Source organism: Thioclava kandeliae (assembly GCF_040297545.1).
GTDB lineage: Bacteria > Pseudomonadota > Alphaproteobacteria > Rhodobacterales > Rhodobacteraceae > Thioclava > Thioclava kandeliae.
The window spans coordinates 1-23,859 of sequence record NZ_JAYWLC010000028.1; the positions used below are offsets into that span (position 1 = coordinate 1).

Here is a 23,859-nt window from a genome sequence, read left to right on the forward strand (position 1 = left end):
ACAAACGCGACGAGAAGTCGCATAGGCCGTCAGGCAGCCGAGCGGGGACAAAGCAAGTGACAATAGGGAGCGCTTGGACTCCCAGAATAACGGAGCACGCATCAGAATGATCGCAAGCTGTTGCACGCTGTGCAGTGCGGGACGTAAAGAATTGGCGCCATGTTACTTTACCCGCAGGACAATCTTGCCGATATGGGTCGAGCTTTCCATATGCGCATGTGCCTTGGCCGCCTCTGTCAGCTCGAAGGTCGAATCCAACAGCACCTTCAGCTTGCCGGTCTCGACCATCGGCCAGACCTTCTCGCGCAGCTCCGCAGCAATGGCGGCCTTTTGCGCGTCTGTCTGCGGGCGCAGGGTTGAGCCGGTGATCGTCAGGCGGCGGGTCATCACCTGCGCGAAGTTGATCTCGGCTTTGGGGCCTTGCAGGAAGGCGATGAAAACCAGACGGCCATCCATCGCAAGCGCCTTCAGATCGCGCTTGATATAGTCGCCCCCCACCATATCGAGGATCAGATCGGCACCGCCATCCGCCGCCAGAACCTTCACGAAATCCTCTTCGCGGTAGTTGATGGCCTTGGCGCCCAATGCCGCGCAGGCCTCGCATTTGGCCTCCGAACCTGCCGTGGCATAAACGGTCGCGCCGAGGGCGCGCGCGATCTGGATCGCGGTCGTGCCGATACCGGACGAGCCGCCATGCACCAGAAACCGCTCGCCGCCCTTTAGTCCGCCGCGCATCACCACATTGGACCAGACCGTGAAACAGGTCTCGGGCAGGCAGGCCGCGAGCTGGAGGTCCAGACCCGCAGGCACCGGCAGCGCATGGGCGGCAGGGCAGGTGACATATTCGGCATAGCCACCACCCGGCACGAGTGCGCAGACCGTATCTCCTACCGTCCAGTCGCTGACCCCCGGTCCGCAGGCCGCCACGCGGCCCGAGACCTCGAGGCCGGGCAGGTCGGAGGCACCGGGCGGCGGGTCGTAGAGACCGGCCCGTTGCAGCGCATCGGGACGGTTGACGCCCGCATAGGCCACCTCGATCAGGATCTCGCCATAGCCCGGAACGGGCACCGCGCGATGGGCGGGTTTCAGCACCTCGGGAGCGCCGGATTGGGTGATCTCCATCACCTGCATTTCATGCGGGAGGCTCATTCGTTTGTCCTTTCCGTGCGGCCGGGCAGGTCGTCGCAACCCTTGGGCGCGCGGATGCCCGACAGCATCGTCTTGAGGAAGGGGAGTTTCATGACGCTGCCCTTCACTTTCTCGAATTGCATGACATCGCCAATGCGGTGGTCGATGAAGGCCCATGTCTCGGCATGGTCTTCGCTTTCATCGCCCATCCAGAACAGCACGGAGGCCGAGTAGACGCTGGTCAGGGTCATGCGCTTGGTGTACCAGTTATAATCCGTGGAGCTGTCGCCAAGGGCGGTCCAGATCAGATCGCAGGTATTCCAGACGAGTTTGGTGCCGGTGGCGGCATTTTGCGGCAGTGCAAAAAGCGCCGCCCCGCGGCGCACCAGTTCGGGGTCAACTGCCTCCAGCCTTGCCCGCAGCGCAAAAGCAACCTTTTCGCGGAATTTCATCTCGCCAAGGTCGGCCTCCTCCAGCGCCTTCACCATCGCGCGATCGCCTTGGCGATGATATTCCACCGCCAGATCCATCGCGCCGCGCGGGCAGATCAGCTTCGCCACACCCGCATCCATACCCGAATCACTTACCGCCATATCGAAGGCGGGTTTGGCCCAACCATCGAAGGGAACATGCGGCAGGATGGCCTCCAGCAGCTCTGCCTTGGCGCGATCGACGTCGAGATGATCGTTTTTCATGGCCTTTCCCTTTCGGGCCCCCTTTCAGGTGGTAGACAAATGGAAGGTTTATAGCTATATGAAGCGCTCCTGCAAACCGATGCAACTCTAACTTAGGAAGGTGGTGACACCATGCAGGTCAGCGTTCGCGATAACAACGTCGATCAGGCGCTTCGTGCCCTGAAGAAGAAACTTCAACGTGAAGGCGTTTTCCGTGAAATGAAGCTTCGGCAACATTTCGAGAAGCCGTCCGTGAAGAAAGCGCGCGAGAAGGCGGAAGCCGTTCGCCGTGCCCGTAAACTGGCGCGTAAAAAAGCACAGCGTGAAGGGGCTCTCTGAGTTTCGACGTGTTGAGAAAGCTGGCGGGTTTGCCCGCACCTTGAACCCCCTCGGTTTCCTTGGGGGTTTTTTGGTGTCTCGGGCTCAGCGGATCCCGTCCATCTGCGCATCCGTCAGGGTGCAATCGCGGATTACATCGGCACCGCAGCTGCGCGGCGAGAGATCCTTATCCAGACAGATGCGGACCTCCTGAATGCGGTTTGCCTGACAGGTCACCGTCACGCCATTCGCGGTGAGCGCGGGATTGGCTTCGAGGAAGGCCTCCTCCACCACATGGGCGGGCAGGGTGACATCCTTGGTAAGCTTTTCGAACACATCGGGGATTTCCACGCCGTCATAGGCGCGGCGTGCCAGATCCAGATAGGCCTGCGCCCCGAGCCCCGAACAGCGCCCGTGCTTTTTCCACTGATACCATGCGGCCCCTGTTGTGCCCATGATATCGGCCATCGCGGCTGTCTGGCGCTTGGACGGATCGCGGGCGGGTGTGGTGCAATAGCTGGGCCAGCCCTGTTCGTTTTGCGGCCAGAGCCCGTGCAGGACGAAATCATGCGCTCCGTCGCGGGCCGTGTCGCATTGGGGCGAGTTGCGGGCATCGCCGGTCAGCGCACACCATGTAGGGGACCAGCTGAGCGCGAGCACATAATAATCGAATTGCCCCGCCTTCTCGCCCTCGGCCTGTGCGGGCAGAGCCAGCCCCGACAGGGCCATGATCATCAGGAATGCGCGAAGTTTCGTCATTTTCTCTTTTCCCGAGCTGTGGATTTGAGTATATACGGCTCCAATTCCCCACCAGAAATGGATCGCGGCGCAGGGAATCCCCGCCCGCAGCCGATTTCTCGGCACGGGAGAGATTTGTAAAGGATGGCTGAGATGACCAACAAGCCCCTGATGGCAAGAGCGACCGCCGTGTGGCTCGTGGACAATACCACGCTGAGCTTCAAGCAGATCGGTGACTTCACCGGTATGCACGAGCTGGAGATCCAGGGCATCGCCGATGGTGATGTGGCGGTAGGCGTGAAGGGTCAGGACCCGGTGGCGCATGGCCAGCTGGATGCCAGCGAGATCGAGAAGGGCGAGAAAGACGCGCTCTACAAGCTGAAGCTGAAATTCAACAAGGCGGCCGTTGGCGAGGACAAGCGCCGTGGCCCGCGCTACACGCCGCTATCCAAGCGTCAGGACCGTCCGAACGCGATCCTGTGGCTGGTGAAATTCCACCCCGAGCTGGCGGATGCCCAGATCGCGCGTCTCGTGGGAACCACCAAGCCGACGATTGCCTCGATCCGCGAGCGCACGCACTGGAACATCCAGAACATGACCGCCATCGATCCGGTGGCGCTGGGGCTTTGCCGCCAGACCGAGCTGGATATGGAAGTGCAGAAGGCCGCGAAGAAGGCCGCTGCGATGGGCGTCATGACCGATGACGAGCGCCGCAAGCTGGTGTCGACCGAGCAATCGCTCGAGATGTCGGACGAGCCGCGTCTGCCCTCGTCGATCGCGGGCCTCGAGAACTTCTCGCTGTCGAAATCGGACGAGACCGAAGACGATAAATCGCCCGCCGATTATTCGGACGCCGACAGCTTCTTCAACCTGCCGCATGGCGAGGATGATGATGAGGATGAGGACGAGCGCCGTTAATTCCGCGCTGCCTCTTCGGGATATGAAAACCGCCACATCTTCTGTGGCGGTTTTTTTATATGGCCTCCTAGAGACGGGGCAGCGTGATCGAGAGTTCCCGCGCCAGCGCCTGCAGGACCATCCCTTGCGCATTGCGCATCCGCAGCAAAGGCTTCGCGGGCGTGGGGGCCTGCCCCATGATCCGCTTGATGCGCCGCGCAACCAACCCCGGCAAAAGCGAGAGCGCGACCGGGCCGGGCCAGAAGCTCTCGCAGGGCAGGCCATTCGCGACGATCAGGGAATGGCACCGCAGCACGATATGGACATAGGGCTCTGACAGCGGGGCGATCCGGCCGACCCTGGGGCGCGGCAGAAACGCGACCGCCGGAGCGAGCGCATCGGCGTCGGTGAGATAGATACGGTGCTGGGCCGAAAGGATCAGCGCCTGTCGGGGGAGCCCCTCTCCGAGCGCGTTTGCCTGAATGCGGATCGGGCGCTTGTTACCGCCCGCTTCCAGCGGAACGCGCGCGCGCAGGACCATGATCACCGGCGCCACCGATCCATCGGCCAGCCGCAGCCTGTCGCCGGATCTGAGCGCCTCGGCCGGCCGTTCGCGCCCATCGGCCATCAGGATGCGTGTTTTGGGCCCGAAACAGGAGGGCGTGGAGGTGGAGTAGGCATAGCTGCCATAGGTCATGTCCTGTCGCCCGACGACCGTCAGCGCCTCGCCATAGGGGGGCGGCGTCCCCTGAATGATGAAGCCCTGGATGTTCCACGCATCATTGTTGAGCGAGACGAATTGCAGCACATAGTTATTGCCGAAACTGTCCTGCACCGTCACTTCATATTCGGATTCGATCTCGGTGCCAGCGGCGTAGAATATGCCGTTCAGAGTGTAGTCATTGGCGAGAGTCTGAGTGGTGTTATCATCGTCGAAGGTCGTGTTGTCGACATCATCGACCTGCACAAGCGAGCTGGTCGATGACGGAGAGAGGGTAATCGTGTCAACGCCCAGATTGAACTGATAGCCACCATTATCCGCAAAGGTCGCCGCAGTGGTGGACGCATAACTGAGGTCAAAAAAGTTGAGGTCGAAAATGGCCATGGCATGCTCGGTTTGCGGATTGTCGCCCAGTATCTGCCAGATTGTTTTAGGTAAGGTTTATTCCGGCTGAGCGGATGGCTTCACGGAAACGTCACGCTCGGGTCGCGCGGGCGTTACCTTTCCGTTGGAAAGCAGGGGGAAATATCTGGGGAGATTTCCATGCTGCGACTATCGCTGGGTGCTGTTCTGGCACTGACCACCGCTCTGCCTGCCTTGGCCGAAATGAATTTCAACCGTATCGCCGCCTTTCCGGTCATGTCGAATGCCGACAATGCCGATGAGGAGACCTCTGCCGAGATCATCGCGGCGAGTGCCGATGGCAATACGCTCGTCTATACCGACAGCCCGCTAGGCGTGATCGGGCTGATCGATATTACCGACCCTGCCAATCCCGCGCCCAAAGGCACGATCGCGATGGAGGGCGAACCCACCTCGGTCGCAGTCGTCGGCCAGACGGCATTTGTGGGTGTGAATACGTCCGAGAGCTATACCAGCCCCTCGGGCGAGATGCATGTGATCGACATGGCGCAAGGCACGCAGCTTGCGACCTGCGATCTGGGCGGCCAGCCGGATTCGGTGGCGGTGGCCAAGGATGGCAGCTTTGTCACCGTGGCGATCGAGAACGAACGCGACGAGGAATTGGGCGATGGCGGTCTGCCGCAGATGCCCGCTGGTTTCGTGGTGAAGATCCCCGTGCGGGATGGCACTCTGGCCTGCGACGGCCTGCAGAAGATCGGCCTGACCGGTCTGGCGGAGGTGGGCGGCACCGATCCCGAACCGGAATTCGTCGATGTGAACAGAGCGGGCGAGATCGTGGTCACGCTACAGGAAAACAACCATCTCGTCGTGATCGGCGCGGATGGCAAGGTGGCCAGCCATTTCTCGGCGGGCAAGGTCTCGCTCGATGGCGTCGATACCAAGAAAGACGGAAAACTGGAGTTTACCGGCACGCTGAGCGATATCCCACGGGAGCCCGATGCCGTGAAATGGATCGACGACGACCATTTCGCGACCGCCAACGAGGGCGACTGGAAGGGTGGCTCGCGCGGCTTCACAATTTTCAGGAAAGACGGCACCATCGTCTATGACAGCGGCAACAGCTTCGAGCGCGCTGTCGCCGCCATCGGCCATTTCCCCGATAAACGCGCGGGCAAGAAGGGCGTCGAGCCTGAATCGGTCGAATTCAACATTTATGGCGGCACGCCGCTTCTGTTCATCGGGTCCGAGCGGGGCTCGGTTGTGGGGGTCTATGACGTGACCGATCCCGCAGCGCCCGAGCTGTTGCAGATGCTGCCCTCGGGGATCGGGCCGGAGGGCTATGTCTCGATCCCGCAGCGCAATCTGCTGGTCTCGGCCAACGAGACCGATGCGCGCGAGGATGGTAACGCCCCCGCGCATGTGATGATCTACGAGCGCAGTGACAAGCCCGCCGCCTATCCGATGATCACCTCTGCAGGCACCGACCCGCTGATCGGCTGGGGTGCGCTTTCGGGGCTGGCCGCAGGCGGGCAGGGGCAGCTCTTTGCCGTGGCTGACAGCTTCTACGGGGCCGCGCCGCGGATCTTTACCATCGATGTCCGCCAGCAGCCCGCGCAGATCACTGGCGCAATCGATATCACCCGTAACGGGGCGCCGGCGCAGCTCACCGATCTCGAAGGGATCACGCTGGATGGGGCGGGCGGCTTCTGGCTCGCCTCCGAGGGAAACGCAGCCAAGATGGTCCCGCATGGTTTGCTACATGTGGATGCCAAGGGCGAGATCGAGGAACAGATCGGTCTGCCGCCGGAACTGGCCACGCAGGCGACCCGCTACGGCTTTGAAGGCGTGGCGAAAGTCGGTGATACGCTCTGGATGGCGACCCAGCGTGAATGGGGCGATGACCCTGCGGGTCTGGTGAAACTGGTGGCCTATAACACCGAGACCGAGGAGTGGGGCGCGGTGCATTACCCGCTCGACCCCAAGGGCAAGGGCTGGGTCGGCCTTTCGGAAATCACCGTGCATGGAGATTACGCCTATTTCATCGAGCGTGATAACCAGATCGCGCAAGACGCCAGAATCAAGAAAATCACCCGCGTTGCGCTGGACCAGCTGCAGCCCGCACCCTTGGGCGGGGAGCTGCCGGTGGTGGCCAAGGAAGAGGTCCGCGATCTGATCCCCGATCTGCGTTCTACGGGTGGCTTTGTCGTTGATAAGGTGGAAGGGATGGCCATGGATGCGCAGGGGCGGACCTATATCGTGACCGATAATGACGGTGTCGATGATAGCTCTGGCGAGACCCTGTTCCTGCCTCTGGGGCAGATCGACCCGCAGGGCTGAACATAAAAAACCGTTCTCTCTCTTTCGTGACCCCAACAGTACCGGATTTCCGGTGCTGTTGTCGTTTATTCGCAATCTGGCTTATTTTTTCTCGTGGAACAGGGAACCGACTTGAGGTTTCGCGCCTTGTCAGCTTACTGGAGCTTTGAAAACTGGTTTCAGTCTGCCCGACGCTTGCCGATCTGCCCGGTAAAGTGAGGGTATATAGAGAAGTTCCGAAAGGATTTGCTGTCGTGTCGACTACACTTGTTCGTTTTCGTTTGCCGGTAATCGCGGCTGCGGGTTTGATTGCTTTGGCCGGTTGTGCGGCACAACCACATGATGGCATGTCCCCGACGCCCACCGTATCGACTGCCTCCGTTCCGGCCGTCTACCGCGCCCGCAAGGACGAGCTCGAACCCGACATCACCGTGCCCGCGATCTCGGCCAAATACCTCAACGACCGTAACCGCCGCCAATGGGTGGATTACAACGGTCCCGAACCCGTCGGCACCATTGTGATCGACCCCTATGCGCGCTTTGCCTATCACATCAAGGAACCCGGCCGCGCGATGCGCATGGGTGTGGCCGTCGGCAAGGCCGGCAAGGGCTTCTCCGGGACCGCAACGATTCGCCGTAAGGAAGTCTATCCCAGCTGGACGCCCACAAATAACATGATCCGTACCGACCCCGATCTTTACGGCCCGCTGGCCGGTGGTCTGAAGGGTGGTCTGGAAAACCCGCTCGGTGCGCGCGCGCTCTATCTCTACAAGAATGGCCGCGATACCTATTACCGCCTGCATGGAACGATGGACCCATCCTCCATCGGTAAGGCGACCTCCGCGGGCTGTATCCGGTTCTTCAATCAGGACATCATGGACATGTTCGACGAGACCGAGATCGGCACCAAGGTGAAGGTCCGCACCCTCGCCGAGAGCCTCGAATATGAAGGCCCCGTCACACAGCTGCATTCGGGCTATGTGGTATCGTCCTCCAACACTGCCGCCATCGAGGCGGATGCCAAGGCATGGGACGAGGGCAAGATCGAGGATCCCGCGATCTCGGATGCCGAGGCGCATGACCGCGCAGTAGCCGCCGCCAAGGCGCAGGCGGCAGGCGAGGACCCTGTTGCGGCTGCCGAGGCTGCGGAGGAAGCTGACGCGCAGATCTACCCTGCGACCACCACCGAGGCCGAGCGCGACGCGGCGTTGTCCGGCAACTGAATCTCCAAATAGGAATTTCCCTTGGGTGGGGAAGGCGAAGCGCGGTAGGCCAGATGGTCTGCCGCGCTTTGGTTTGCGCGGGCAGGGTTGTCCTCTTTTCTTTGCAATTGCGCAACTTGGGGGCTATTGCTCTGGCACCTGCGCCAAAGGATGCGCAGGGCAAAGGAGGATCGCCCATGAGCGCCGCTGCAAAGATCTCGCGCAAGATGCCAAGCGATATCGCTGCAATGAAGGGCAAAAGCCCTATCGTTTGTCTGACTGCCTATACCACGCCGATGGCCCGTATCATGGATCCGCATTGCGATCTGGTGCTGGTTGGCGATAGCCTCGGCATGGTGGTGCACGGGCTCGAGAGCACTCTGGGCGTGACCATGGAGATGATGATCCTGCATGGGCAGGCCGTGATGCGCGGGTCCGATGCGGCCTGTGTCGTGGTCGATATGCCCTTCGGATCCTATGAGGAAAGCCCCGCGCAGGCCTTCCGCAACGCGGCCCGTATCCTTGCCGAGACCGGCGCACAGGCGGTGAAACTGGAAGGCGGCGTGCATATGGCCGAAACGATCGGTTTCCTCGTGGCGCGCGGCGTTCCGGTGGTGGCCCATATCGGGCTGACGCCGCAATCGGTGAATGTGTTTGGTGGCTACAAGGTGCAGGGGCGCGGGGATGCCGGCACGCGGCTGATGGCCGATGCGAAGGCCGTTGCAGAGGCAGGGGCCTTTGCCGTCACGCTCGAAAAAGTGCCGCAGGGGCTGGCCGAGCGGATCACCCGGGAAATCGCCGTGCCGACGATCGGGATCGGTGCCAGCGTGAACTGCGACGGGCAGGTTCTGGTGGTGGATGACATGCTGGGCCTCTTTACCGCGTTCAAGCCGAAATTCGTCAAACGCTATGCGCAACTGGGCGATGATGCGGGCCAAGCCGTGGCTGCCTATGCGGCAGAGGTGCGCGCGCGCCAGTTTCCCGCACCCGAACATATGTTTGCCGATGAGGTGAAGAAATGACGCTGGTCATCCGTAACTCCACGGAATTACAGGAGAAAGTGGCCGCGTGGAAGCGCTCGGGGATGCTGGTTGGCGTGGTGCCTACCATGGGTGCGCTGCATGATGGCCATCTGAGCCTTGTGAAAACCGCACGGGCGCAGTCGGACCGTGTGATCGTGACGATTTTCGTGAACCCGATGCAGTTCAACAATACCGACGATCTGGCAAAATATCCCCGCCATGAGGAGCGCGATCTGACGCTTCTGGAGGCGGCAGGGGTCGATGTGCTCTTTGCGCCTGATGTGACCGAGGTCTATCCGGACGGGTTTGCCACGACCGTTTCTGTCAGCGGTGTGACCGCTCCGATGGAGGGCGAGCATCGTCCGGGCCATTTCGACGGAATGGCCACGGTGGTGGCCAAGCTGTTCGGAATGACACAGGCAGGGTCTGCCTTCTTCGGCGAGAAGGACTGGCAACAATTGCAGGTGGTCAAACGCATGGTGCGCGATCTCAATCTGCCGATCACCGTTGTGGGCTGTCCGACCATCCGCGAGGAGGACGGGCTCGCGATGTCCTCGCGCAATGTCCGCCTGAGCGCCGAGGAGCGCGCGCTTGCCCCAGAGTTGCATCGGATATTGCAGGAGGTTGCTGCCAAACTACGCGCGGGGCAAGCCGTGGAAAGCGCGCTCGCCGAAGCGCGCGCCGAACTCGCCGCGAAAGGTTTTGGTGCGGTAGATTATCTTGATTTCCGGTCGGGCGAGAGCCTTGCGCCGCTTGAGGCATTTGCCGAGAATGGGCGGCTGCTGGTGGCTCTGTCGCTTGGTCAGGTGCGCATGATCGACAATATCGCCGTGTAACCCGAGGAATGACCTGATGAATTTCTTTCTGATTTTCGGCCTGATCCTGTGCATCGCGATGGGCGGCTGGCTGTCCAAACGTCCCTTTGCCACGCTTTTGATGCTGGTGCCGCTGGCTACGCTGGTGCCGGTCTTCTACGGGGCAGGGACCCTGTGTGGCGCGGGCTTTCCGCTGCATCTGGCCGACCCTACCTATATGTGCAAGAACAACCATAGCGCAGCGCAGACCTTTGCGGGTGCCTATGTGGTCGCGCTGATCCCCGTGCTCCTGTCGGGGCTGGTCCTGCGGGCCCTCAAGCTGTGGCGCGGTTCGCGCGCGTCCTGAGGGGGGGGCGCAGTTTAGCCAAGTGATTGCTGGTGCTGGTCTCTATTCTGCCGGTGCGCGTGGTCATCTCTATCGTCTATCTGATGAACGACACATGAGGCTGTGATGCGGTATTTCAAATGGGGCTTTTTCGCAGTGCTGGCGCTGCTGGGTTTCGCCTTCTTCCACTACACCCTGCCGCAGCACGATATCGTCCGCATCGTCGGCACCGAGAACCGCCGTATCGATTATGGCGAGCACTCGATCTTCTGGGCGTCACCCAGCCAGACCGCGCTGGCCGCAGGCAGCCGTGATGTGTTCTTCATCCAAACCCAGCGTCCGAATGGCAGGCCGATGGTCTATCGTAACGAGGATACCGGCTGGCGCTGGCCGCCCTATTTCAAGTTTGACAGCTCGAACCTGCAGGCGGTGGCACAGGATCTGATCTCGACCAAGGCCGATCCGGTCTGGGTGTCGATCACCCATTACGGCTGGCGGAATGAATGGATCTCGATCTACCCGAATGCGGTCGCAATCAAGGTCGTCTCGGGGCCGGATGCAACGATCATCCCGTGGGCGAACATCATCATCCTGGTTTTCCTCGTGGTCGTGATCCTGTTCCTGCGCGCGTTGTGGAAGCAGTTCCGCCGCCGTTCAATCGATCCGGTGCTGGATGATATGGAGGAGGCCTGGGATGGTGTCGAGGATCGTGCCGAAGGGCTCTGGACGCGGCTGAGGCGGCGTCTGGGCGGGAAATAATCCGCCCTTCCGGTCTCAGTTACCGCGCATTGCCCCGCGCGACTGGCAGATCAGGTTGTGAGTCAGGGCGAGCAGGATGGCCGCAAGGCTTGCCGCGGTCACCGCGCCATCGGTATGGCGCGTCAAGGCCTCGGCCCAGACCAGCTTGGTCGTCAGCGCCGCGCAAATGAACGTAGTGCGCCAGCAATCGGCTCGCAGCGGGGCGGCCACGGTCTCGCGCAAATTGGCGATAAAACCACGCAGGGCACAGGCGGCCGCGGTGGACAGCAGCACCAGTTCCGGCGGCGTCAACTGGCCGGCGCCGCGTGCGGCCTGAAAGATGATCATGGCGAAAATGGCGGTAAACAGGCCGAGCGCGAGTTCACGGGCTTGGGGAATATAGGGCATTTTTCTGCTCATATGGGGCTGTGGTCCCAGTTGAATAGCAGAAAAGGGTTTTCAAATAAACAATACCAACTGGCTCGAACGATCACAAAGTCCAGAACTTTCTTTCTGCGACGTTGCGGACATAATCTGATATGATGGTGCCGTTAACGGTATGGCGGGTAGATGAAAGACGATTCGGCATTGGGAACAGAAAGTGTCGCAGAACAGATGCCCGACAGGCTTCTGGCCTATGCTCTGGATGCGTTGCTGACCCGTGAAGCCGGATGGGTCGGGCTGGTGCCCGAACTCGCGCAGCTGGGCCCAGAAGCGGACCCGACCGATATCGCGATCGCCCTGACTCGTGCCGCCACCGAAATCGAGCAGAGTTTTGTCCCGAGTAGCCCCTCGATGGATGCAGCGCGCCATGGCTACAAGCTGGCAGCGCTTCTGCTTTTGGAGATGAAGGCATTGGCCCTGCAAGGGATACCTGTTGTCACCTGCGCAGAGCTCCTGGCGATTTGGCGCGAGACCCCGTTTCTGGATCCCGCCTGACACGAAAAAGCCCCGCGGGACAGGCGGGGCTCTCTTATAATTTTGCTGCTGGATCAGGCGTTTGCAGCGCGGATCTGGTCTGCTGCGTCCTTGTTATAGGCTATGCCTTTATCGGCGAAGAGCTGGTCCAGCTCGCCCGAGAGGGTCATTTCGGTCACGATATCGCAGCCGCCGACAAATTCGCCTTTGACGTAAAGCTGCGGGATGGTCGGCCAGTCGGAGAAGTCCTTGATGCCTTGACGGATCTCGGCATCGGCGAGGACGTTGATGTCCTTATATCTCACCCCCATGAAGTTCAGCACGCCAGCGACACGGCTGGAGAAACCGCATTGGGGCATTTCCTTGGTGCCTTTCATGAAAAGCACCACGTCGTTTTCGGTGACGTCTTTCTGGATCTGGTCTTGCGCGCTCATGGCGAAGGTCCTTTCTGGGGCGCTGCGGAGGGGCAGGCCATGTCTGAGTTTTGCCAAGGTTCTGGCATGGCGCCCATGGGGAGGGCGGTCCGGTCTAAGATTGCCGGTAGAATGCCATAAAACCCGTGTCCCGCGCCATCCATAAACCCGTGATGGCGCAAGGGATGCGATCAGTCCGGCGCTTTGGTCGTCAGCGCCAGCGCATGCAGAGCGCCATTCGGGCCGTCCATCGCGCCCTTCAGGGCGGCATAGACGGCACGTTGCTGTTGCACACGGTTCTTGCCGCGGAAGGATTCGTCGATCACCTCGGCGGCCCAGTGGTTCCCGTCACCGGCAAGGTCGGTAATGGTGATCTGGGCCTCGGGGAACGACGCGCGGATCAGGTGTTCGATGTCCTGGGCTTCCATGGGCATAAAATAGGCACTCCTACTGCTTCCCTTGTAAACTAAGCCTTGGGTTGGGCCGCTGCAAGGGGCATCCCCCATTCAGCTTAGCGCGGATTTACCCTCGCGGTCGCGCAGCGAGGCGATCAGATGCAGCACACCTGCCACCAGAAGGTTGCCCGCAATCAACCCGCACGCGCCATAGGCGGTCAGCTCGAAGGAATGCCCGACCGCCCCTGCCTCGCCCGCCAGCAGGAAGCACATATTGATATCGAGCCCCGGTGCAGCCGTCTTGGGATGGGCGCGGATCAGGCTGCCGATGGCGATGAAAATGATCGCGAGGATGTAGATCTGGGTGTGATCCAGCCCGAACTGGCTGATGATGAACCGGTAGAGGATGGCGGCGCAGACGCCCATGAAAACGCCGGGCACCAGCCAGCGGATGATCGGGCGCGGGTCGTTCATCGAACCGATCACCGCGCAGAAGACCGAGGTCGCAAGCCCTGCCGACATCACGGCAAAATGCGGGGCAAGACCGGTGGCGGTGGTGGTGAGCGTGCAGAGCCCGCCGACAAAGGCCATGCGCATCAGCATCTGGCGCGTCGAGTGGGGCACGGGGCGCGGTGGAACTGGCCCGTTGCGGCTCGGGGTGAAATACCACGAAACCAGCGTGATGGAGGCCACCCCGATCAGGGTGGACCACAACCGCTCGAGCGCCAGGGTGACGCCGTCTGCGCCCAGCCCGAGTGAGGGCATCACGATCACCCCGCAGCTGAAGGCCATGAGCGTGAAGCCGTAGCTATAGGTCGTGCCGATCCGGTAGGCGATGCCGGTGCCTATGGCGACTGTCGCACCGACGGCCAGCCCGATGGAGAGCGGGTTATGCAGATAGAGTAGGGTCAGAATGCCAATGGCCGCACCGGCGATCGTTCCCGCCACACGCAAGAGCCCGCGGATCAGCATATCCTCACGGACAGGTTGGGCGATAACGAAGACCGGCATTGCCGCCCAGTAGGTATTGTGGAAGCCCAGAAGCTCGGAGAGGCTCAGTGCGATCAGAGCGGCGATGAACAGTCTGAACGCTTTGGGAAGGACGCTATCTGCGGTGAGTTGGGGCATGGAAGATCAGTGCTTTGCTTGTGTTTAGGGCATCATAGCGGTGGTGGGTGGCGGGCAAAAGGCAGGCATGGGTATTCGGCTGTGCGTTGGTGTCGCACTCTCGCCGATCTGGCGCGCAGAACTATGAATATGCAAAAGGCCGCCCGAAGGCGGCCTTTTTGTCAGCTCTGTTGTAAGGCTCAGCCGTTGATCGCTGCGGCAAAGGTGCTGCGATAGAGCTTGGCCAGATCGGCAAGCGGGGCTTTGTCGCCGCCGAAGCTGACCGTATCACCTCCAAAGCGGCCGACGCGGGCGATGGTCACGCCTGCGCTGGCAGCGGCGGCCTCAAGGGCGCTTGCGCCGGCTTCGGTCGCGGTGACCAGATAGCGCGCCTGATCCTCGCCGAAGAGCAGGCCGATCTCGGCGCTGTCCAGCGAGACGCCCAGAGCGGCACTTTCGGCCATCTCGAAGGCTGCCAGAGCCAAGCCACCATCCGAAAGGTCGGTCGCCGAGGTCAGCGATTTGCGGTTGGCGCGCAGGAAGGTGCCGTTTTTCAGCTCTTCGTCCAGATCGACTTCCGGTGCCTGACCGGCTTCGATACCAAAGGCCTCGAAGGCAAGCGCGGATTGGTCCAGATGGCCTTTGGTGGCTCCGATCACCAGTGCGATATCGCCCTCCGACGGAAGACCCGCGATCAGCTCGTCCTCGAGGTTTTCCAAGAGACCCACGGCGCAGATCGTCGGCGTCGGCAGGATGCCCTGACCGTCGGTCTCGTTATAAAGCGAGACGTTGCCCGACACGATCGGCATGTCGAGCGCCTTCACGGCTGCGTCGATGCCTTTGATCGCGCCCACGAACTGACCCATGATCTCGGGCTTCTCGGGGTTGCCGAAGTTGAGGTTGTCGGTGGTGGCCAAGGGGCGTGCGCCCACGGCACAGAGATTGCGGAAGTTTTCCGCGACCGCTTGTTTGCCACCCTCGAACGGATCGGCCTTGACATAGCGCGGGGTCACATCGGCGGTGAAGGCCACGGCTTTCGGTGTGCCATGGATGCGCACCACGCCTGCGCCCATGCCGGGGCGGCGGACGGTGTCGCCCATCACCTGCGTGTCATACTGCTCGAAGACCCAATCCTTGGCCGCGTAGTTCGGCGAGCCGATCAGCGCCTTGAGCGCATCCATTGCGCCGATTGCGGGCAGGGCGGCGGCCGGAGCAGGTTTCGGGGTCTCGACCCACGGACGGTCATATTCGGGCGCGGTCGAGGACAGTTTCGACAGCGGCAGATCGGCTTTGATCGCGCCGTTATGCTCGATCAGGAAGCGATCTTCGGCGATGGTCTCGCCCACGATGGCAAAGTCCAGATCCCATTTCTCGAAGATGGCGCGGGCCTCGGCCTCTTTCTCGGGCTTGAGCACCATGAGCATCCGCTCCTGGCTTTCCGAGAGCATCATCTCGTAGGCGGTCATATTGGTCTCGCGCTGGGGAACGTTTTCCAGCTTGAGGTGGATACCGAGGCCGCCCTTGTCGCCCATTTCCACAGCCGAGCAGGTGAGGCCGGCAGCCCCCATATCCTGAATCGAGATCACCGACCCCGACGCCATCAGCTCGAGGCAGGCTTCCATCAGGCATTTCTCGACGAAGGGGTCGCCGACTTGCACGGTCGGGCGCTTGTCCTCGATTGTGTCGTCGAATTCGGCGGAGGCCATGGTTGCGCCACCCACACCGTCACGGCCGGTCTTGGCGCCCAGATAGACGACGGGCATGCCGATGCCGGATGCGGCCGAGTAGAAAATCTTGTCGGCATCCGCGAGACCCGCAGCAAAAGCGTTCACGAGGCAGTTGCCGTTATAGGAGGGGTGGAAGCGGACTTCGCCGCCCACATTCGGCACGCCAAAGCAGTTGCCATAGGAGCCCACGCCCTCGACCACGCCCTTGACGATATGGTTGGTCTTGGGGTGCGAGGGCATGCCAAACGACAGGCTGTCCATCGCGGCAATCGGGCGCGCACCCATGGTGAAGACATCGCGCAGGATGCCGCCCACGCCGGTCGCCGCGCCTTGGTGCGGCTCGATATAGGAGGGGTGATTGTGGCTTTCCATCTTGAAAACGATCGCCTGACCGTCGCCAATGTCCACAACGCCTGCATTCTCGCCCGGACCGCAGATGACCTGCGGGCCTTTGGTATGCAGTGTGCGCAGCCATTTCTTGGATGATTTATACGAGCAGTGCTCGTTCCACATGGCCGAGAAGATGCCAAGTTCGGTGAAGCTCGGTTCACGCCCGATAATTTCCAGAATACGCTCATATTCGTCGGGCGAGAGCCCGTGAGCGGCGATCAGGTCGGGGGTGAGTGCGGGTTCGGTCATAAATGTTCTCCGGCGGGCGCATCGGTTGCGCATGCATTAGAACATTGAGCGGCTTGGGGGAAGGCCTCTTCTGCCGCAAGTGCCGCCCGAAATGCGGTGTTCGGGGACGAAATACGAAAAGAGCCAGCGCGTGGCTGGCTCTTTCTAGGGGTGAGGCTGCCGAAATCAGGCGTCCTGTTGCTCTTCAAGCGAGCTGAGGAGACCGGTAAGGGTCCACGGCAGGGTCACGATACCATCCTCGAGATCCGACGAGGGAACGGTGACTTTGAACATCGAGACAGGCGTATCAAGCTTGTCCGAGATGCGAATGTAGACGGTGTCGCTTGCATCACCTTTTTCAACGCGCTCGATCTGGCCGATATTCTCGCCATCGCTCGACATGGCCGACCCCATGTCCATCGCGGCGGTCTTGCTCTCGGCGATACCGAGGCCGTTCTTGTATTCATACTCGGCAGGCACCGAGGCTTCGGTGTTGTTGCCTTCCATGGTACCCATGGTGCCTGCATTGGCCGTCGTTACGCCGGAATTGGCTTCGGTTTTGATCTCGGCCAGACCCTTGCGACCATCGGGGCCACCGGTCTGGTTGATGCTCGCGGTCGCGGCTGCGGCAGCATCCGCCGAGGTCGAGCCGTCTTGCATTTCGACGATACCCATTTTATAGTCGATCAGGCCTGCAGGGCTATCGGCCTGCGTATCTGCAGCATCCGGCGCGGACTGGGCGAATGCGCCCATCGGCAATGCCATAGTTGCGGTCAGAATGGTGCCGGTCAGGAATTTGTTAGTGGTTTTCATAGCGTGGCTCCTATCGGAAGTCGTGTTTTTCAACCGTTGCGGTTCATGGCTAATCAACTTAGAGAGCCGCCTGATAGTTCCGGAAAATCCGTGATTTTTTGCCAGTCGCCTGACGTGACGGCGCTAACCCTTTGACGCAGTGTCGGTTTTTTCAGGCTGGTTAGCCCTCTGGACTCTGGCATATTCCATAGTCTGGAATTTTGGCCCAAAAAAAAGGCCGAGCAGAGCTCGGCCATAGTCCAACAGGGAGGTAGAAGCTGATGAGCGTTTCCGCAAATCATCTGCTTCTGCGCCTCAAATATGTGCAGTTTATAAACCGTTCAAGGGATTTCTGAGAAAGTTTTTGCAGAGCCGCTATGCGCCCAAGGCATGTGTCGGCGAGAGCGCCTGAACATGTGCTTTATTTCAGTAGTTTAGCTTTGGTTGTCGTTTGCCTGTATGCGGCGATAGGCTTGGATCTCTTCCTGAATGAAGTCACGGAAGGCCGTCACGCGGCGTGATTGGCGTAGTTCTTCCGGATAGGCGAGGAAGACCGGCACCTCATTCGAATCGATATCGGGCAGCACGCGTTCGATATTATTATCGACGGTAAGGTAATCGGGCAGGATACCAATGCCTACATGATTGAGAACCGCCTGAAGGATTCCAAAATAGTTGTTCACTGTCAGGGTGTTGGGCATCTCATGGGCAAGTGCGCGCTGTGCCAAGGCGGCTCCTGCCGCGACCTGCGGCACAGACGGGCTCTGACAGATCAGCCGATGGTTCTTCAGATCTTCCAGCGTTTGCGGATGACCGTGCTGCTCCAGATATTGCGGGGTCGCGTAGAAACGCATCCGGATATTGAGCAGGCGCTTGCGGACCAGGTCGGCCTGTGCGGGTTCTTTCATGCGGATCGCCACATCGGCTTCACGCATCGGCAGATCGAGCACGCGCTCCTCGAGCATCAGGTCGATCTTCAGTTCGGGATACTTATCGTAAAGCTTGTTAAGCCGCGGCGCGAGCCACATCGTGCCGAAACCGGTCGTCGCGGTGACACGCAGATCGCCATAGACCTCTTCCTCCGAATCGCGGATGCGGGCGGAGGCGGCGTCGAGTTTTTTGGCCATGGTGGACGTGGCATCAAATAGAAGCTCGCCCTGTTCGGTCAGGATCAGCCCTCGCGCATGTCGATGGAAAAGGGTCGTGCCGAGCATTTCCTCGAGCGACCGGATCTGGCGGCTGACGGCCGATTGCGACAGATGCAGCGCATCGCCTGCATGGGTCAGCGACCCTGCATCCGCAACCGCGTGAAAGATTCGCAGTTTGTCCCAGTCCATCGCGCCCTCTGCCTTCTTGGTCCGTCTTACTATATACGCATAACAGCTATGCTTTTAAAGGCAGGGCAGGGGGTTCTCCAAGGGAAACGATGCCGCAGCTGCAAACTATCGAAAAACCGTGTCCTTTAGGTCGGTTCCGTTAATTGGTCGATTGTCGGTGGCTTGCATGATTACGTCTTTTCATCCGGGCTTGCGCAGGCGTAAAACAACTGCAAGACGTAGCGGGCAGAGCGGGAGGAATATCAATGGCGGTCGGCATTTTCGATAGTGGTCTTGGCGGGCTGACGGTTCTGGACGCGGTCTCGCGGCGCCTGCCCGACGTGCCTTTCGTCTATCTGGGTGATAACGCCAATGCGCCTTACGGGGTGCGTGATGCCGATAACATCTACGAGCTGACCACCGCAGCGGTCGAGCGTCTCTGGGCCGAAGGATGTGATCTGGTCATTCTGGCGTGCAATACGGCGTCCGCCGCGGCACTCAAGCGGATGCAGGAGACATGGCTTCCCAAGGACAAGCGTGTACTCGGGGTTTTTGTCCCGCTGATCGAGGCGCTGACCGAGCGCCAATGGGGCGATAATTCGCCGCCGCGCGAGGTCGAGGTGAAACATGTGGCGCTCTTTGCCACGCCCGCGACCGTTGCAAGCCGCGCCTTCCAGCGCGAGCTGGCCTTCCGTGCGATCGGTGTCGATGTCGAGGCGCAGCCCTGTGGCGGCGTGGTTGATGCGATCGAGGATGGCGATGACATTCTGGCCGAGGCGCTGGTGAAATCCCATGTGGAGGCACTGCGCCGCCGGATGCCGCGCCCCGATGCGGCGATTCTGGGCTGCACCCATTACCCGATCATGCAGAAAGCCTTCCAGGAAGGGCTGGGACCGGATGTGAAGGTCTATAGTCAGGCCAATCTGGTCGCCGAAAGTCTGGCCGATTACCTGGAGCGTCGTCCCGAATTTATCGGCGCGGGCACGGAGACGAAATTCCTGACCACCGGTGATCCGGCGCATGTAGCCAATAACGCGACCCGTTTCTTGCGCCGCAAGGTGGTGTTCGAGCAGGCCTGAGGCCCACCCGCGCTGGTAAATTTCCCGCGTGGCAGCTTGACGCGAGGGGCCCGAGCGCAGAAAACAGCATCAAACCGCGCGGATGTGCCGCTCGGGGTGTCTTCATGGCTTGTTGCCTGCATGGATCACCTGCTGAAAGGATCGCATATGACCCAGAAAATCGCCATCCTCGGAGCCTCGGGCTATACCGGTGCCGAGCTTGTCCGCCTGATCGCTACCCATCCAAGCATGGAGATCGTGGCGCTGTCGGGCGAGCGCAAGGCAGGCATGGCGATGGGGGATGTGTTCCCGCATCTGCGCCATCTGAATCTTCCGGCTCTCGTGAAAATCGAGGAGATCGATTTCTCCGGCGTCGATCTGGCCTTCTGCGCGCTGCCGCATGCCACCTCGCAGGAGGTGATCCGCGAGTTGCCGCTCGATCTGAAAGTGGTCGATCTCTCGGCCGATTTCCGTCTGCGCGATCCGGCGGAATACGAGAAATGGTATGGCAAACCGCATTGCGCCGTGGAGATGCAGAAAGAGGCGGTCTATGGCCTGACCGAATTCTACCGCAACGAGATCCGCAACGCGCGGCTTTGCGCGGGCACGGGCTGTAACGCGGCGGCAGGACAGTATGCGATCCGTCCGCTGATCGAGGCGGGAGTGATCGATCTCGATGACATTCTGCTGGATCTGAAAAACGGTGTGTCGGGGGCAGGGCGCTCGCTGAAGGAGAACCTTCTGCATGCCGAGCTGTCGGGCGGCACCTATCCCTACTCGGCGGGCGGTAAACACCGCCACTTAGGCGAATTCGATCAGGAATTCTCGAAGCTGGCCGGTCGTCCGGTGCTGGTGCAATTCACCCCGCATCTGGCACCGATGAACCGCGGTATTCTGGCTTCGGCCTATGTGAAAGGCGATCCGCAGGCGGTCTATAAGGCGCTCTCTGACCGTTATGCATCCGAGGCGTTCATCGAGGTTCTGCCCTTTGGTGGCCTGCCCTCGACCCGCTCGATCGCCGGTTCGAACTATGTGCATGTCGGTGTGAGTGCGGACCGTATTCCGGGCCGCGCGATGGTGGTCGTGGCGCTCGACAACCTGTGCAAAGGCTCTTCGGGGCAGGCGATGCAGAACGCCAACCTCATGCTTGGTAACGATGAAATGGCCGGCCTGACGCTGGCACCGCTCTTCCCGTAAGGGGAGCGGAGAAACGGGGACGCGATGAAAAGCCTCAAGAAGAAACGCCGCATTCAGGTTCTGGTTGCCGCCGCTGTCGCGCTTGTCGTGGCGGTCGCGATGATCGGCTATGCGTTCCGCGACGGGATCAACTATTTCCGTGCGCCTTCGCAGCTGGCCAGCGAGCCGGTCAAGCCGGGGGAGGTGTTTCGTCTGGGCGGGCTGGTCGCCGACGGATCGATCAAGCGCGATTCCGATGGCACGATCCATTTCGAGGTGACCGATGGTGGTGCGACGGTGCCCGCACGCTTCAACGGTGTCCTGCCCGATCTCTTCAAGGAAGGGCAGGGCATGGTCGGCACCGGCGAGATGGAAGACGGTGTTTTTGTGGCCAGCGAGATCCTTGCCAAGCATGACGAGAATTACATGCCCAAGGAAGTGGTTGACGCACTGAAGGAACAGGGCGTTTACGAGCCGCCCAAAAGCTGATGCGGATGCCGGCGGACGTTGCGGCTGCCGGTGCTTAACCTCCGGCTGTGAGGATTTCTCCCGATAGATCAATCGGGAGAAATCCATGCCCAATGTTAGAGAGATTGCCGAAGCCATCGTTGCCCGCGAAGGCGGCTATGTGAATGACCCCTCCGACCCGGGCGGTGCGACCAATTATGGCGTGACGATTCACACCATGCGCCGCCTGGGTCTGGATCTGGACCGTGACGGCAAGATCACCGAGGCCGATGTCCGCCGCCTGACCCGTGAGCAGGCCGTCGATATCTTCATCCGCCATTATTTCGACGAACCCGGTCTCGGCCAGTTGCCGGAGGCGCTGCAGGCTTCCGTTTTCGATATGTATGTGAATGCGGGTCGCAATGCGGTGAAGATCCTGCAACGGCTCCTGAACGATATGGGCCAGGAGGTCAGTGTCGACGGGGTTCTGGGGCCCCGGACGGCGGCCGCCGCGCAGGCCGCTGCGCGCAAATCGCCCGAGCTGATCGCCGATGCTTACGGGATTGCGCGCCGGAATTATTATTATTCACTGGCGGATAGCCGTCCGGCGAGCCGCAAATATGCCACCACCCGCAAGGGGCGCAAGGGGGGATGGATCACGCGTTCTGAAGAGTTCATCTCGGCGCGGTTCCATCTGAGTGAGGCCGAGCATCGCGCAAGGGTGGCCGCATGGGGTTGATTGGTAAGGTATTTGGCGCTTCGGGAGGCGTGGCGGCCATCGGTCAGGCGGCCAGCGAGATGGCCGAAATCTTCAACGTGAACGCGACCAAGAAGATGGAGGCCTCGCATGAGGCCTTCTCGGCGACGCAGCGTGCCTATGGCGAGGAATTCGCTGCTAGGCCCGCCTGCTGGTTCGACAGTTTCGTGAACGGGCTTAACCGTCTGCCCCGCCCGCTTCTTGCGCTCGGGACGCTCGGGCTTTTCATCTATGCGATGGTCAATCCGCAGTCTTTTGCGGAGCGGATGGTGGGACTGTCCTATGTGCCGGAGCCGCTCTGGTGGCTGCTTGCCGCGATCGTAGGGTTCTATTTCGGCGCCCGCGAGGCCCATTACTTCCGCACGCCCAAACCGGCCGCGCCACCAGCGGCGGCCAAGGCAGAGGCAGTGCCGTCCAACCCTGCGCTGGAGGAATGGAAAAAGGTGTAGGGTATATGGCGGAGAGGGGCGACCTATAAACGTCACATATAAAATCATCTCGATTTCAATTGTTATCTATCGTTTTGATATAAAATGAAAATATTCACGCAGCGGTTTTTATCTGTTTCAACCCGTATCATCCAATCTCGTGTTTCGTGTGGGGCTGGAAAGTATGGCGGAGGCATGAGAGTTGCTGACCAATGCGCAAGCGAAGAGGCTCAAACCTGAAGAAGGGATGGTCGCTGTGGGAGGTGTGAGGGGCCTCTATATTTCGGCAAATGCGAAAAGTGAGACCGGAAAATTCACGCTACGGTTCAAGTCGCCGGTTTCCGGTAGGCGCCGCGATATGGGGCTGGGGATTTTCCCTGAACTTGGGTTGGCTGATGCACGCCGCCTGGCGATTGAGGCGCGTGGTCAGATCGTCAAAGGCTTCGACCCGATAGAAGAACGGCGTTTGGCGCAAGAGCAAGCGGCGCGTCGTATGCCCAGCTTTGAAGAGGCCTCTCGCGCAGTGTTTGAAACCTTGGCGCCAGAATATCGCAACGCCAAGCACCGTGATCAGTGGATCTCATCCCTACAGGCTTACGTCCTCCCAAAGCTTGGGGCGCGCGAGGTGAATAGCTTGACCATCGGTGATTTTGCGCAAGTTCTTAAACCGATCTGGCTCGACAAGGAAGAAACCGCAAGGCGTGTGAAGCAGCGGTGCGAGAGCGTCATGATTTGGTCTGTGGCGCATCGCTATTGTGATGTGAACCCGCTTTCAGCCGTGAAGGCGCTACTGCCTAAGCAGCGTGGGACCGCAGATCGTGTGCAGCACCATCCGGCAGCACCGTGGCGCAACATGCCCGAGTTGATCTCGACCCTTACTGGTCGGAATAAGCTCTCTATCAGTCGCCAAGCTCTCCTGTTTCTCATCCTGACGGCCGCGCGTTCTGGAGGGGTGCGCGGGGCAATTTGGGATGAGATTGATTTTGATGCGGCCATCTGGACCATTCCAGCCGAGCGGATGAAAGGGGGGCAACAGAATCGTGTTCCGCCCTCGCGACAAGCGATTGATCTACTTACGGCCCAATCGTCTTTGCGGCTTGGTGGCGATTGGATCTTCTCGGCACGCGTTATGATGCAGATGAGCGACATGACTTTGACCAAGGTTCTGGATCGTGTCCCAACTGATGGTGTAGCTCATAGCGGGCCTCGTGCTGACTGGCGGGCCGAGCTGATCAGTCGCGCTGCGCTGCAGGCAAGCTGACCACGACATCATCGCAGATTGGCGCCAGCGTTTCCAGTGTCATGTATCGACCGCGCTGGACGGTCCATGCTTCGGTCTGCTCCATCAGGATCGCGACCTATGAGGCGGCGGATCGCAGCTTCATTCGGAAAGATCCCGACCACGTCCGTGCGGCGCTTGATCTCGCCGTTTAGGCGCTCAATCGGATTT

At 60.6% G+C, this 23,859-nt stretch carries 26 protein-coding genes and 1 pseudogene; 15 read left to right on the forward strand and 12 right to left on the reverse strand.

From position 1 onward, the window contains the following. Positions 1 to 162: 162 nt before the first annotated feature. Complete coding sequence (locus VSX56_RS18495; RefSeq protein WP_339114064.1) at positions 163 to 1,149, reverse strand: NAD(P)H-quinone oxidoreductase; 987 nt, start codon at positions 1,147 to 1,149, stop codon at positions 163 to 165. Continuing rightward, positions 1,146 to 1,823 carry a COQ9 family protein gene (locus VSX56_RS18500; protein ID WP_350939072.1) on the reverse strand — a complete coding sequence of 226 codons (678 nt, stop codon included), beginning with the start codon at positions 1,821 to 1,823 and terminating at the stop codon, positions 1,146 to 1,148. The genes VSX56_RS18495 and VSX56_RS18500 overlap by 4 nt, the downstream gene beginning before the upstream one ends. 111 nt (positions 1,824 to 1,934) lie before the next feature. Between VSX56_RS18500 and rpsU the strand changes: the two genes are divergently transcribed. After that, positions 1,935 to 2,141, forward strand: a complete 207-nt coding sequence (gene rpsU / locus VSX56_RS18505) for a 30S ribosomal protein S21 (RefSeq protein WP_083217574.1) — start codon at positions 1,935 to 1,937, stop codon at positions 2,139 to 2,141. 84 nt (positions 2,142 to 2,225) lie between these two features. Here the strand turns inward: rpsU and VSX56_RS18510 are convergent, their stop codons facing one another. Continuing rightward, positions 2,226 to 2,879 (reverse strand): ribonuclease T2 family protein, encoded by a 654-nt coding sequence (locus VSX56_RS18510; RefSeq protein WP_350939073.1) that lies wholly within the window; start codon positions 2,877 to 2,879, stop codon positions 2,226 to 2,228. Positions 2,880 to 3,011: 132 nt separating this feature from the next. Here VSX56_RS18510 and VSX56_RS18515 point away from each other — a divergent pair, with 132 nt between their 5' ends. Next, entirely contained in the window at positions 3,012 to 3,776 is a 765-nt protein-coding gene (locus VSX56_RS18515) for a DUF1013 domain-containing protein (protein WP_339114067.1), read from the forward strand. A gap of 67 nt (positions 3,777 to 3,843) precedes the next feature. Here VSX56_RS18515 and VSX56_RS18520 read toward each other — a convergent pair whose 3' ends face one another. Next, positions 3,844 to 4,860, reverse strand: coding sequence for a Hint domain-containing protein (locus tag VSX56_RS18520; protein ID WP_339114068.1), 1,017 nt, complete (start codon positions 4,858 to 4,860; stop codon positions 3,844 to 3,846). A gap of 153 nt (positions 4,861 to 5,013) precedes the next feature. Between VSX56_RS18520 and VSX56_RS18525 the strand changes: the two genes are divergently transcribed. The 6 genes from VSX56_RS18525 to VSX56_RS18550 all read left to right on the forward strand — a co-directional run bounded on the left by VSX56_RS18525 (position 5,014) and on the right by VSX56_RS18550 (position 11,278). Continuing rightward, positions 5,014 to 7,176 carry an esterase-like activity of phytase family protein gene (locus VSX56_RS18525; protein WP_434096055.1) on the forward strand — a complete coding sequence of 721 codons (2,163 nt, stop codon included), beginning with the start codon at positions 5,014 to 5,016 and terminating at the stop codon, positions 7,174 to 7,176. A gap of 233 nt (positions 7,177 to 7,409) precedes the next feature. Continuing rightward, positions 7,410 to 8,378, forward strand: coding sequence for a L,D-transpeptidase (locus tag VSX56_RS18530; RefSeq protein WP_350939075.1), 969 nt, complete (start codon positions 7,410 to 7,412; stop codon positions 8,376 to 8,378). 176 nt (positions 8,379 to 8,554) lie between these two features. Next, positions 8,555 to 9,379 carry a 3-methyl-2-oxobutanoate hydroxymethyltransferase gene (gene panB, locus VSX56_RS18535; RefSeq protein WP_350939076.1) on the forward strand — a complete coding sequence of 275 codons (825 nt, stop codon included), beginning with the start codon at positions 8,555 to 8,557 and terminating at the stop codon, positions 9,377 to 9,379. After that, positions 9,376 to 10,215 carry a pantoate--beta-alanine ligase gene (gene panC, locus VSX56_RS18540; RefSeq protein WP_350939077.1) on the forward strand — a complete coding sequence of 280 codons (840 nt, stop codon included), beginning with the start codon at positions 9,376 to 9,378 and terminating at the stop codon, positions 10,213 to 10,215. Before panB ends, panC begins: the two co-directional genes overlap by 4 nt. A 16-nt stretch (positions 10,216 to 10,231) precedes the next feature. Further along, complete coding sequence (locus VSX56_RS18545) at positions 10,232 to 10,540, forward strand: hypothetical protein (protein WP_339114073.1); 309 nt, start codon at positions 10,232 to 10,234, stop codon at positions 10,538 to 10,540. Between the two features lie 105 nt (positions 10,541 to 10,645). Next, complete coding sequence (locus VSX56_RS18550) at positions 10,646 to 11,278, forward strand: DUF1523 family protein (protein WP_350939078.1); 633 nt, start codon at positions 10,646 to 10,648, stop codon at positions 11,276 to 11,278. A 15-nt stretch (positions 11,279 to 11,293) separates the two neighbouring features. On the opposite strand, the gene VSX56_RS18555 is transcribed toward VSX56_RS18550, so the two are convergent. Next, complete coding sequence (locus VSX56_RS18555) at positions 11,294 to 11,665, reverse strand: hypothetical protein (RefSeq protein ID WP_339114075.1); 372 nt, start codon at positions 11,663 to 11,665, stop codon at positions 11,294 to 11,296. A 162-nt stretch (positions 11,666 to 11,827) separates the two neighbouring features. On the opposite strand from VSX56_RS18555, the gene VSX56_RS18560 reads away from it, so the two are divergent. Beyond that, positions 11,828 to 12,196, forward strand: coding sequence for a hypothetical protein (locus tag VSX56_RS18560; RefSeq protein ID WP_339114076.1), 369 nt, complete (start codon positions 11,828 to 11,830; stop codon positions 12,194 to 12,196). Positions 12,197 to 12,249: 53 nt separating this feature from the next. Here VSX56_RS18560 and grxD read toward each other — a convergent pair whose 3' ends face one another. The 6 genes from grxD to VSX56_RS18590 form a co-directional block, all read right to left on the reverse strand. Further along, positions 12,250 to 12,609 (reverse strand): Grx4 family monothiol glutaredoxin, encoded by a 360-nt coding sequence (gene grxD / locus VSX56_RS18565; RefSeq protein WP_350939079.1) that lies wholly within the window; start codon positions 12,607 to 12,609, stop codon positions 12,250 to 12,252. A gap of 170 nt (positions 12,610 to 12,779) precedes the next feature. Then, positions 12,780 to 13,022: a BolA/IbaG family iron-sulfur metabolism protein gene (locus VSX56_RS18570; RefSeq protein WP_339114078.1), complete on the reverse strand. Its 243-nt coding sequence runs from the start codon at positions 13,020 to 13,022 to the stop codon at positions 12,780 to 12,782. A 72-nt stretch (positions 13,023 to 13,094) separates the two neighbouring features. Continuing rightward, the gene (locus tag VSX56_RS18575; protein WP_339114079.1) at positions 13,095 to 14,111 is read right to left on the reverse strand and encodes an FUSC family protein; all 1,017 of its coding nucleotides are present in this window, start codon (positions 14,109 to 14,111) and stop codon (positions 13,095 to 13,097) included. A gap of 179 nt (positions 14,112 to 14,290) precedes the next feature. Further along, on the reverse strand, positions 14,291 to 16,456 hold the full coding sequence (gene purL / locus VSX56_RS18580) for a phosphoribosylformylglycinamidine synthase subunit PurL (RefSeq protein ID WP_350939080.1): 2,166 nt from the start codon (positions 16,454 to 16,456) through the stop codon (positions 14,291 to 14,293). A 165-nt stretch (positions 16,457 to 16,621) separates the two neighbouring features. Next, complete coding sequence (locus VSX56_RS18585) at positions 16,622 to 17,248, reverse strand: hypothetical protein (RefSeq protein WP_350939081.1); 627 nt, start codon at positions 17,246 to 17,248, stop codon at positions 16,622 to 16,624. 413 nt (positions 17,249 to 17,661) lie between these two features. Next, the gene (locus VSX56_RS18590; protein ID WP_339114082.1) at positions 17,662 to 18,564 is read right to left on the reverse strand and encodes a LysR family transcriptional regulator; all 903 of its coding nucleotides are present in this window, start codon (positions 18,562 to 18,564) and stop codon (positions 17,662 to 17,664) included. Between the two features lie 245 nt (positions 18,565 to 18,809). Between VSX56_RS18590 and murI the strand changes: the two genes are divergently transcribed. The 6 genes from murI (at position 18,810) to VSX56_RS18620 (ending at position 23,670) form a co-directional block, all read left to right on the forward strand. Beyond that, the gene (gene murI / locus VSX56_RS18595; protein WP_350939082.1) at positions 18,810 to 19,622 is read left to right on the forward strand and encodes a glutamate racemase; all 813 of its coding nucleotides are present in this window, start codon (positions 18,810 to 18,812) and stop codon (positions 19,620 to 19,622) included. Between the two features lie 147 nt (positions 19,623 to 19,769). After that, positions 19,770 to 20,798 (forward strand): N-acetyl-gamma-glutamyl-phosphate reductase, encoded by a 1,029-nt coding sequence (gene argC / locus VSX56_RS18600; protein WP_350939083.1) that lies wholly within the window; start codon positions 19,770 to 19,772, stop codon positions 20,796 to 20,798. Between the two features lie 24 nt (positions 20,799 to 20,822). After that, positions 20,823 to 21,266, forward strand: a complete 444-nt coding sequence (ccmE, locus tag VSX56_RS18605; RefSeq protein WP_350939084.1) for a cytochrome c maturation protein CcmE — start codon at positions 20,823 to 20,825, stop codon at positions 21,264 to 21,266. A gap of 85 nt (positions 21,267 to 21,351) precedes the next feature. Further along, positions 21,352 to 21,963 carry a holin-associated N-acetylmuramidase gene (locus tag VSX56_RS18610; protein ID WP_339114086.1) on the forward strand — a complete coding sequence of 204 codons (612 nt, stop codon included), beginning with the start codon at positions 21,352 to 21,354 and terminating at the stop codon, positions 21,961 to 21,963. Continuing rightward, positions 21,954 to 22,430 carry a holin family protein gene (locus VSX56_RS18615; protein ID WP_350939085.1) on the forward strand — a complete coding sequence of 159 codons (477 nt, stop codon included), beginning with the start codon at positions 21,954 to 21,956 and terminating at the stop codon, positions 22,428 to 22,430. The genes VSX56_RS18610 and VSX56_RS18615 overlap by 10 nt, the downstream gene beginning before the upstream one ends. Positions 22,431 to 22,611: 181 nt before the next feature. Further along, on the forward strand, positions 22,612 to 23,670 hold the full coding sequence (locus VSX56_RS18620) for a tyrosine-type recombinase/integrase (RefSeq protein WP_350939086.1): 1,059 nt from the start codon (positions 22,612 to 22,614) through the stop codon (positions 23,668 to 23,670). Here VSX56_RS18620 and VSX56_RS18625 read toward each other — a convergent pair. After that, positions 23,642 to 23,859: pseudogene (locus VSX56_RS18625) on the reverse strand (transposase); the annotation flags it as partial. The gene VSX56_RS18620 and the pseudogene VSX56_RS18625 sit on opposite strands and share 29 nt — an antisense overlap.

What these genes read in the sequence shown, in the direction of transcription:
- VSX56_RS18560 (WP_339114076.1), top strand. Translation starts at nt 11,828, where the DNA reads ATGAAAGACGATTCGGCATTGGGAACAGAAAGTGTCGCAGAACAGATG.
- VSX56_RS18585 (WP_350939081.1), bottom strand. Translation starts at nt 17,248, where the DNA reads ATGAAAACCACTAACAAATTCCTGACCGGCACCATTCTGACCGCAACT.
- VSX56_RS18610 (WP_339114086.1), top strand. Translation starts at nt 21,352, where the DNA reads ATGCCCAATGTTAGAGAGATTGCCGAAGCCATCGTTGCCCGCGAAGGC.
- panC (WP_350939077.1), top strand. Translation starts at nt 9,376, where the DNA reads ATGACGCTGGTCATCCGTAACTCCACGGAATTACAGGAGAAAGTGGCC.
- murI (WP_350939082.1), top strand. Translation starts at nt 18,810, where the DNA reads ATGGCGGTCGGCATTTTCGATAGTGGTCTTGGCGGGCTGACGGTTCTG.
- VSX56_RS18545 (WP_339114073.1), top strand. Translation starts at nt 10,232, where the DNA reads ATGAATTTCTTTCTGATTTTCGGCCTGATCCTGTGCATCGCGATGGGC.
- rpsU (WP_083217574.1), top strand. Translation starts at nt 1,935, where the DNA reads ATGCAGGTCAGCGTTCGCGATAACAACGTCGATCAGGCGCTTCGTGCC.
- VSX56_RS18500 (WP_350939072.1), bottom strand. Translation starts at nt 1,823, where the DNA reads ATGAAAAACGATCATCTCGACGTCGATCGCGCCAAGGCAGAGCTGCTG.
- VSX56_RS18515 (WP_339114067.1), top strand. Translation starts at nt 3,012, where the DNA reads ATGACCAACAAGCCCCTGATGGCAAGAGCGACCGCCGTGTGGCTCGTG.
- VSX56_RS18520 (WP_339114068.1), bottom strand. Translation starts at nt 4,860, where the DNA reads ATGGCCATTTTCGACCTCAACTTTTTTGACCTCAGTTATGCGTCCACC.
- purL (WP_350939080.1), bottom strand. Translation starts at nt 16,456, where the DNA reads ATGACCGAACCCGCACTCACCCCCGACCTGATCGCCGCTCACGGGCTC.
- VSX56_RS18550 (WP_350939078.1), top strand. Translation starts at nt 10,646, where the DNA reads ATGCGGTATTTCAAATGGGGCTTTTTCGCAGTGCTGGCGCTGCTGGGT.
- VSX56_RS18590 (WP_339114082.1), bottom strand. Translation starts at nt 18,564, where the DNA reads ATGGACTGGGACAAACTGCGAATCTTTCACGCGGTTGCGGATGCAGGG.
- VSX56_RS18570 (WP_339114078.1), bottom strand. Translation starts at nt 13,022, where the DNA reads ATGCCCATGGAAGCCCAGGACATCGAACACCTGATCCGCGCGTCGTTC.
- panB (WP_350939076.1), top strand. Translation starts at nt 8,555, where the DNA reads ATGAGCGCCGCTGCAAAGATCTCGCGCAAGATGCCAAGCGATATCGCT.
- ccmE (WP_350939084.1), top strand. Translation starts at nt 20,823, where the DNA reads ATGAAAAGCCTCAAGAAGAAACGCCGCATTCAGGTTCTGGTTGCCGCC.
- grxD (WP_350939079.1), bottom strand. Translation starts at nt 12,609, where the DNA reads ATGAGCGCGCAAGACCAGATCCAGAAAGACGTCACCGAAAACGACGTG.
- VSX56_RS18615 (WP_350939085.1), top strand. Translation starts at nt 21,954, where the DNA reads ATGGGGTTGATTGGTAAGGTATTTGGCGCTTCGGGAGGCGTGGCGGCC.
- VSX56_RS18495 (WP_339114064.1), bottom strand. Translation starts at nt 1,149, where the DNA reads ATGAGCCTCCCGCATGAAATGCAGGTGATGGAGATCACCCAATCCGGC.
- argC (WP_350939083.1), top strand. Translation starts at nt 19,770, where the DNA reads ATGACCCAGAAAATCGCCATCCTCGGAGCCTCGGGCTATACCGGTGCC.
- VSX56_RS18575 (WP_339114079.1), bottom strand. Translation starts at nt 14,111, where the DNA reads ATGCCCCAACTCACCGCAGATAGCGTCCTTCCCAAAGCGTTCAGACTG.
- VSX56_RS18555 (WP_339114075.1), bottom strand. Translation starts at nt 11,665, where the DNA reads ATGCCCTATATTCCCCAAGCCCGTGAACTCGCGCTCGGCCTGTTTACC.
- VSX56_RS18510 (WP_350939073.1), bottom strand. Translation starts at nt 2,879, where the DNA reads ATGACGAAACTTCGCGCATTCCTGATGATCATGGCCCTGTCGGGGCTG.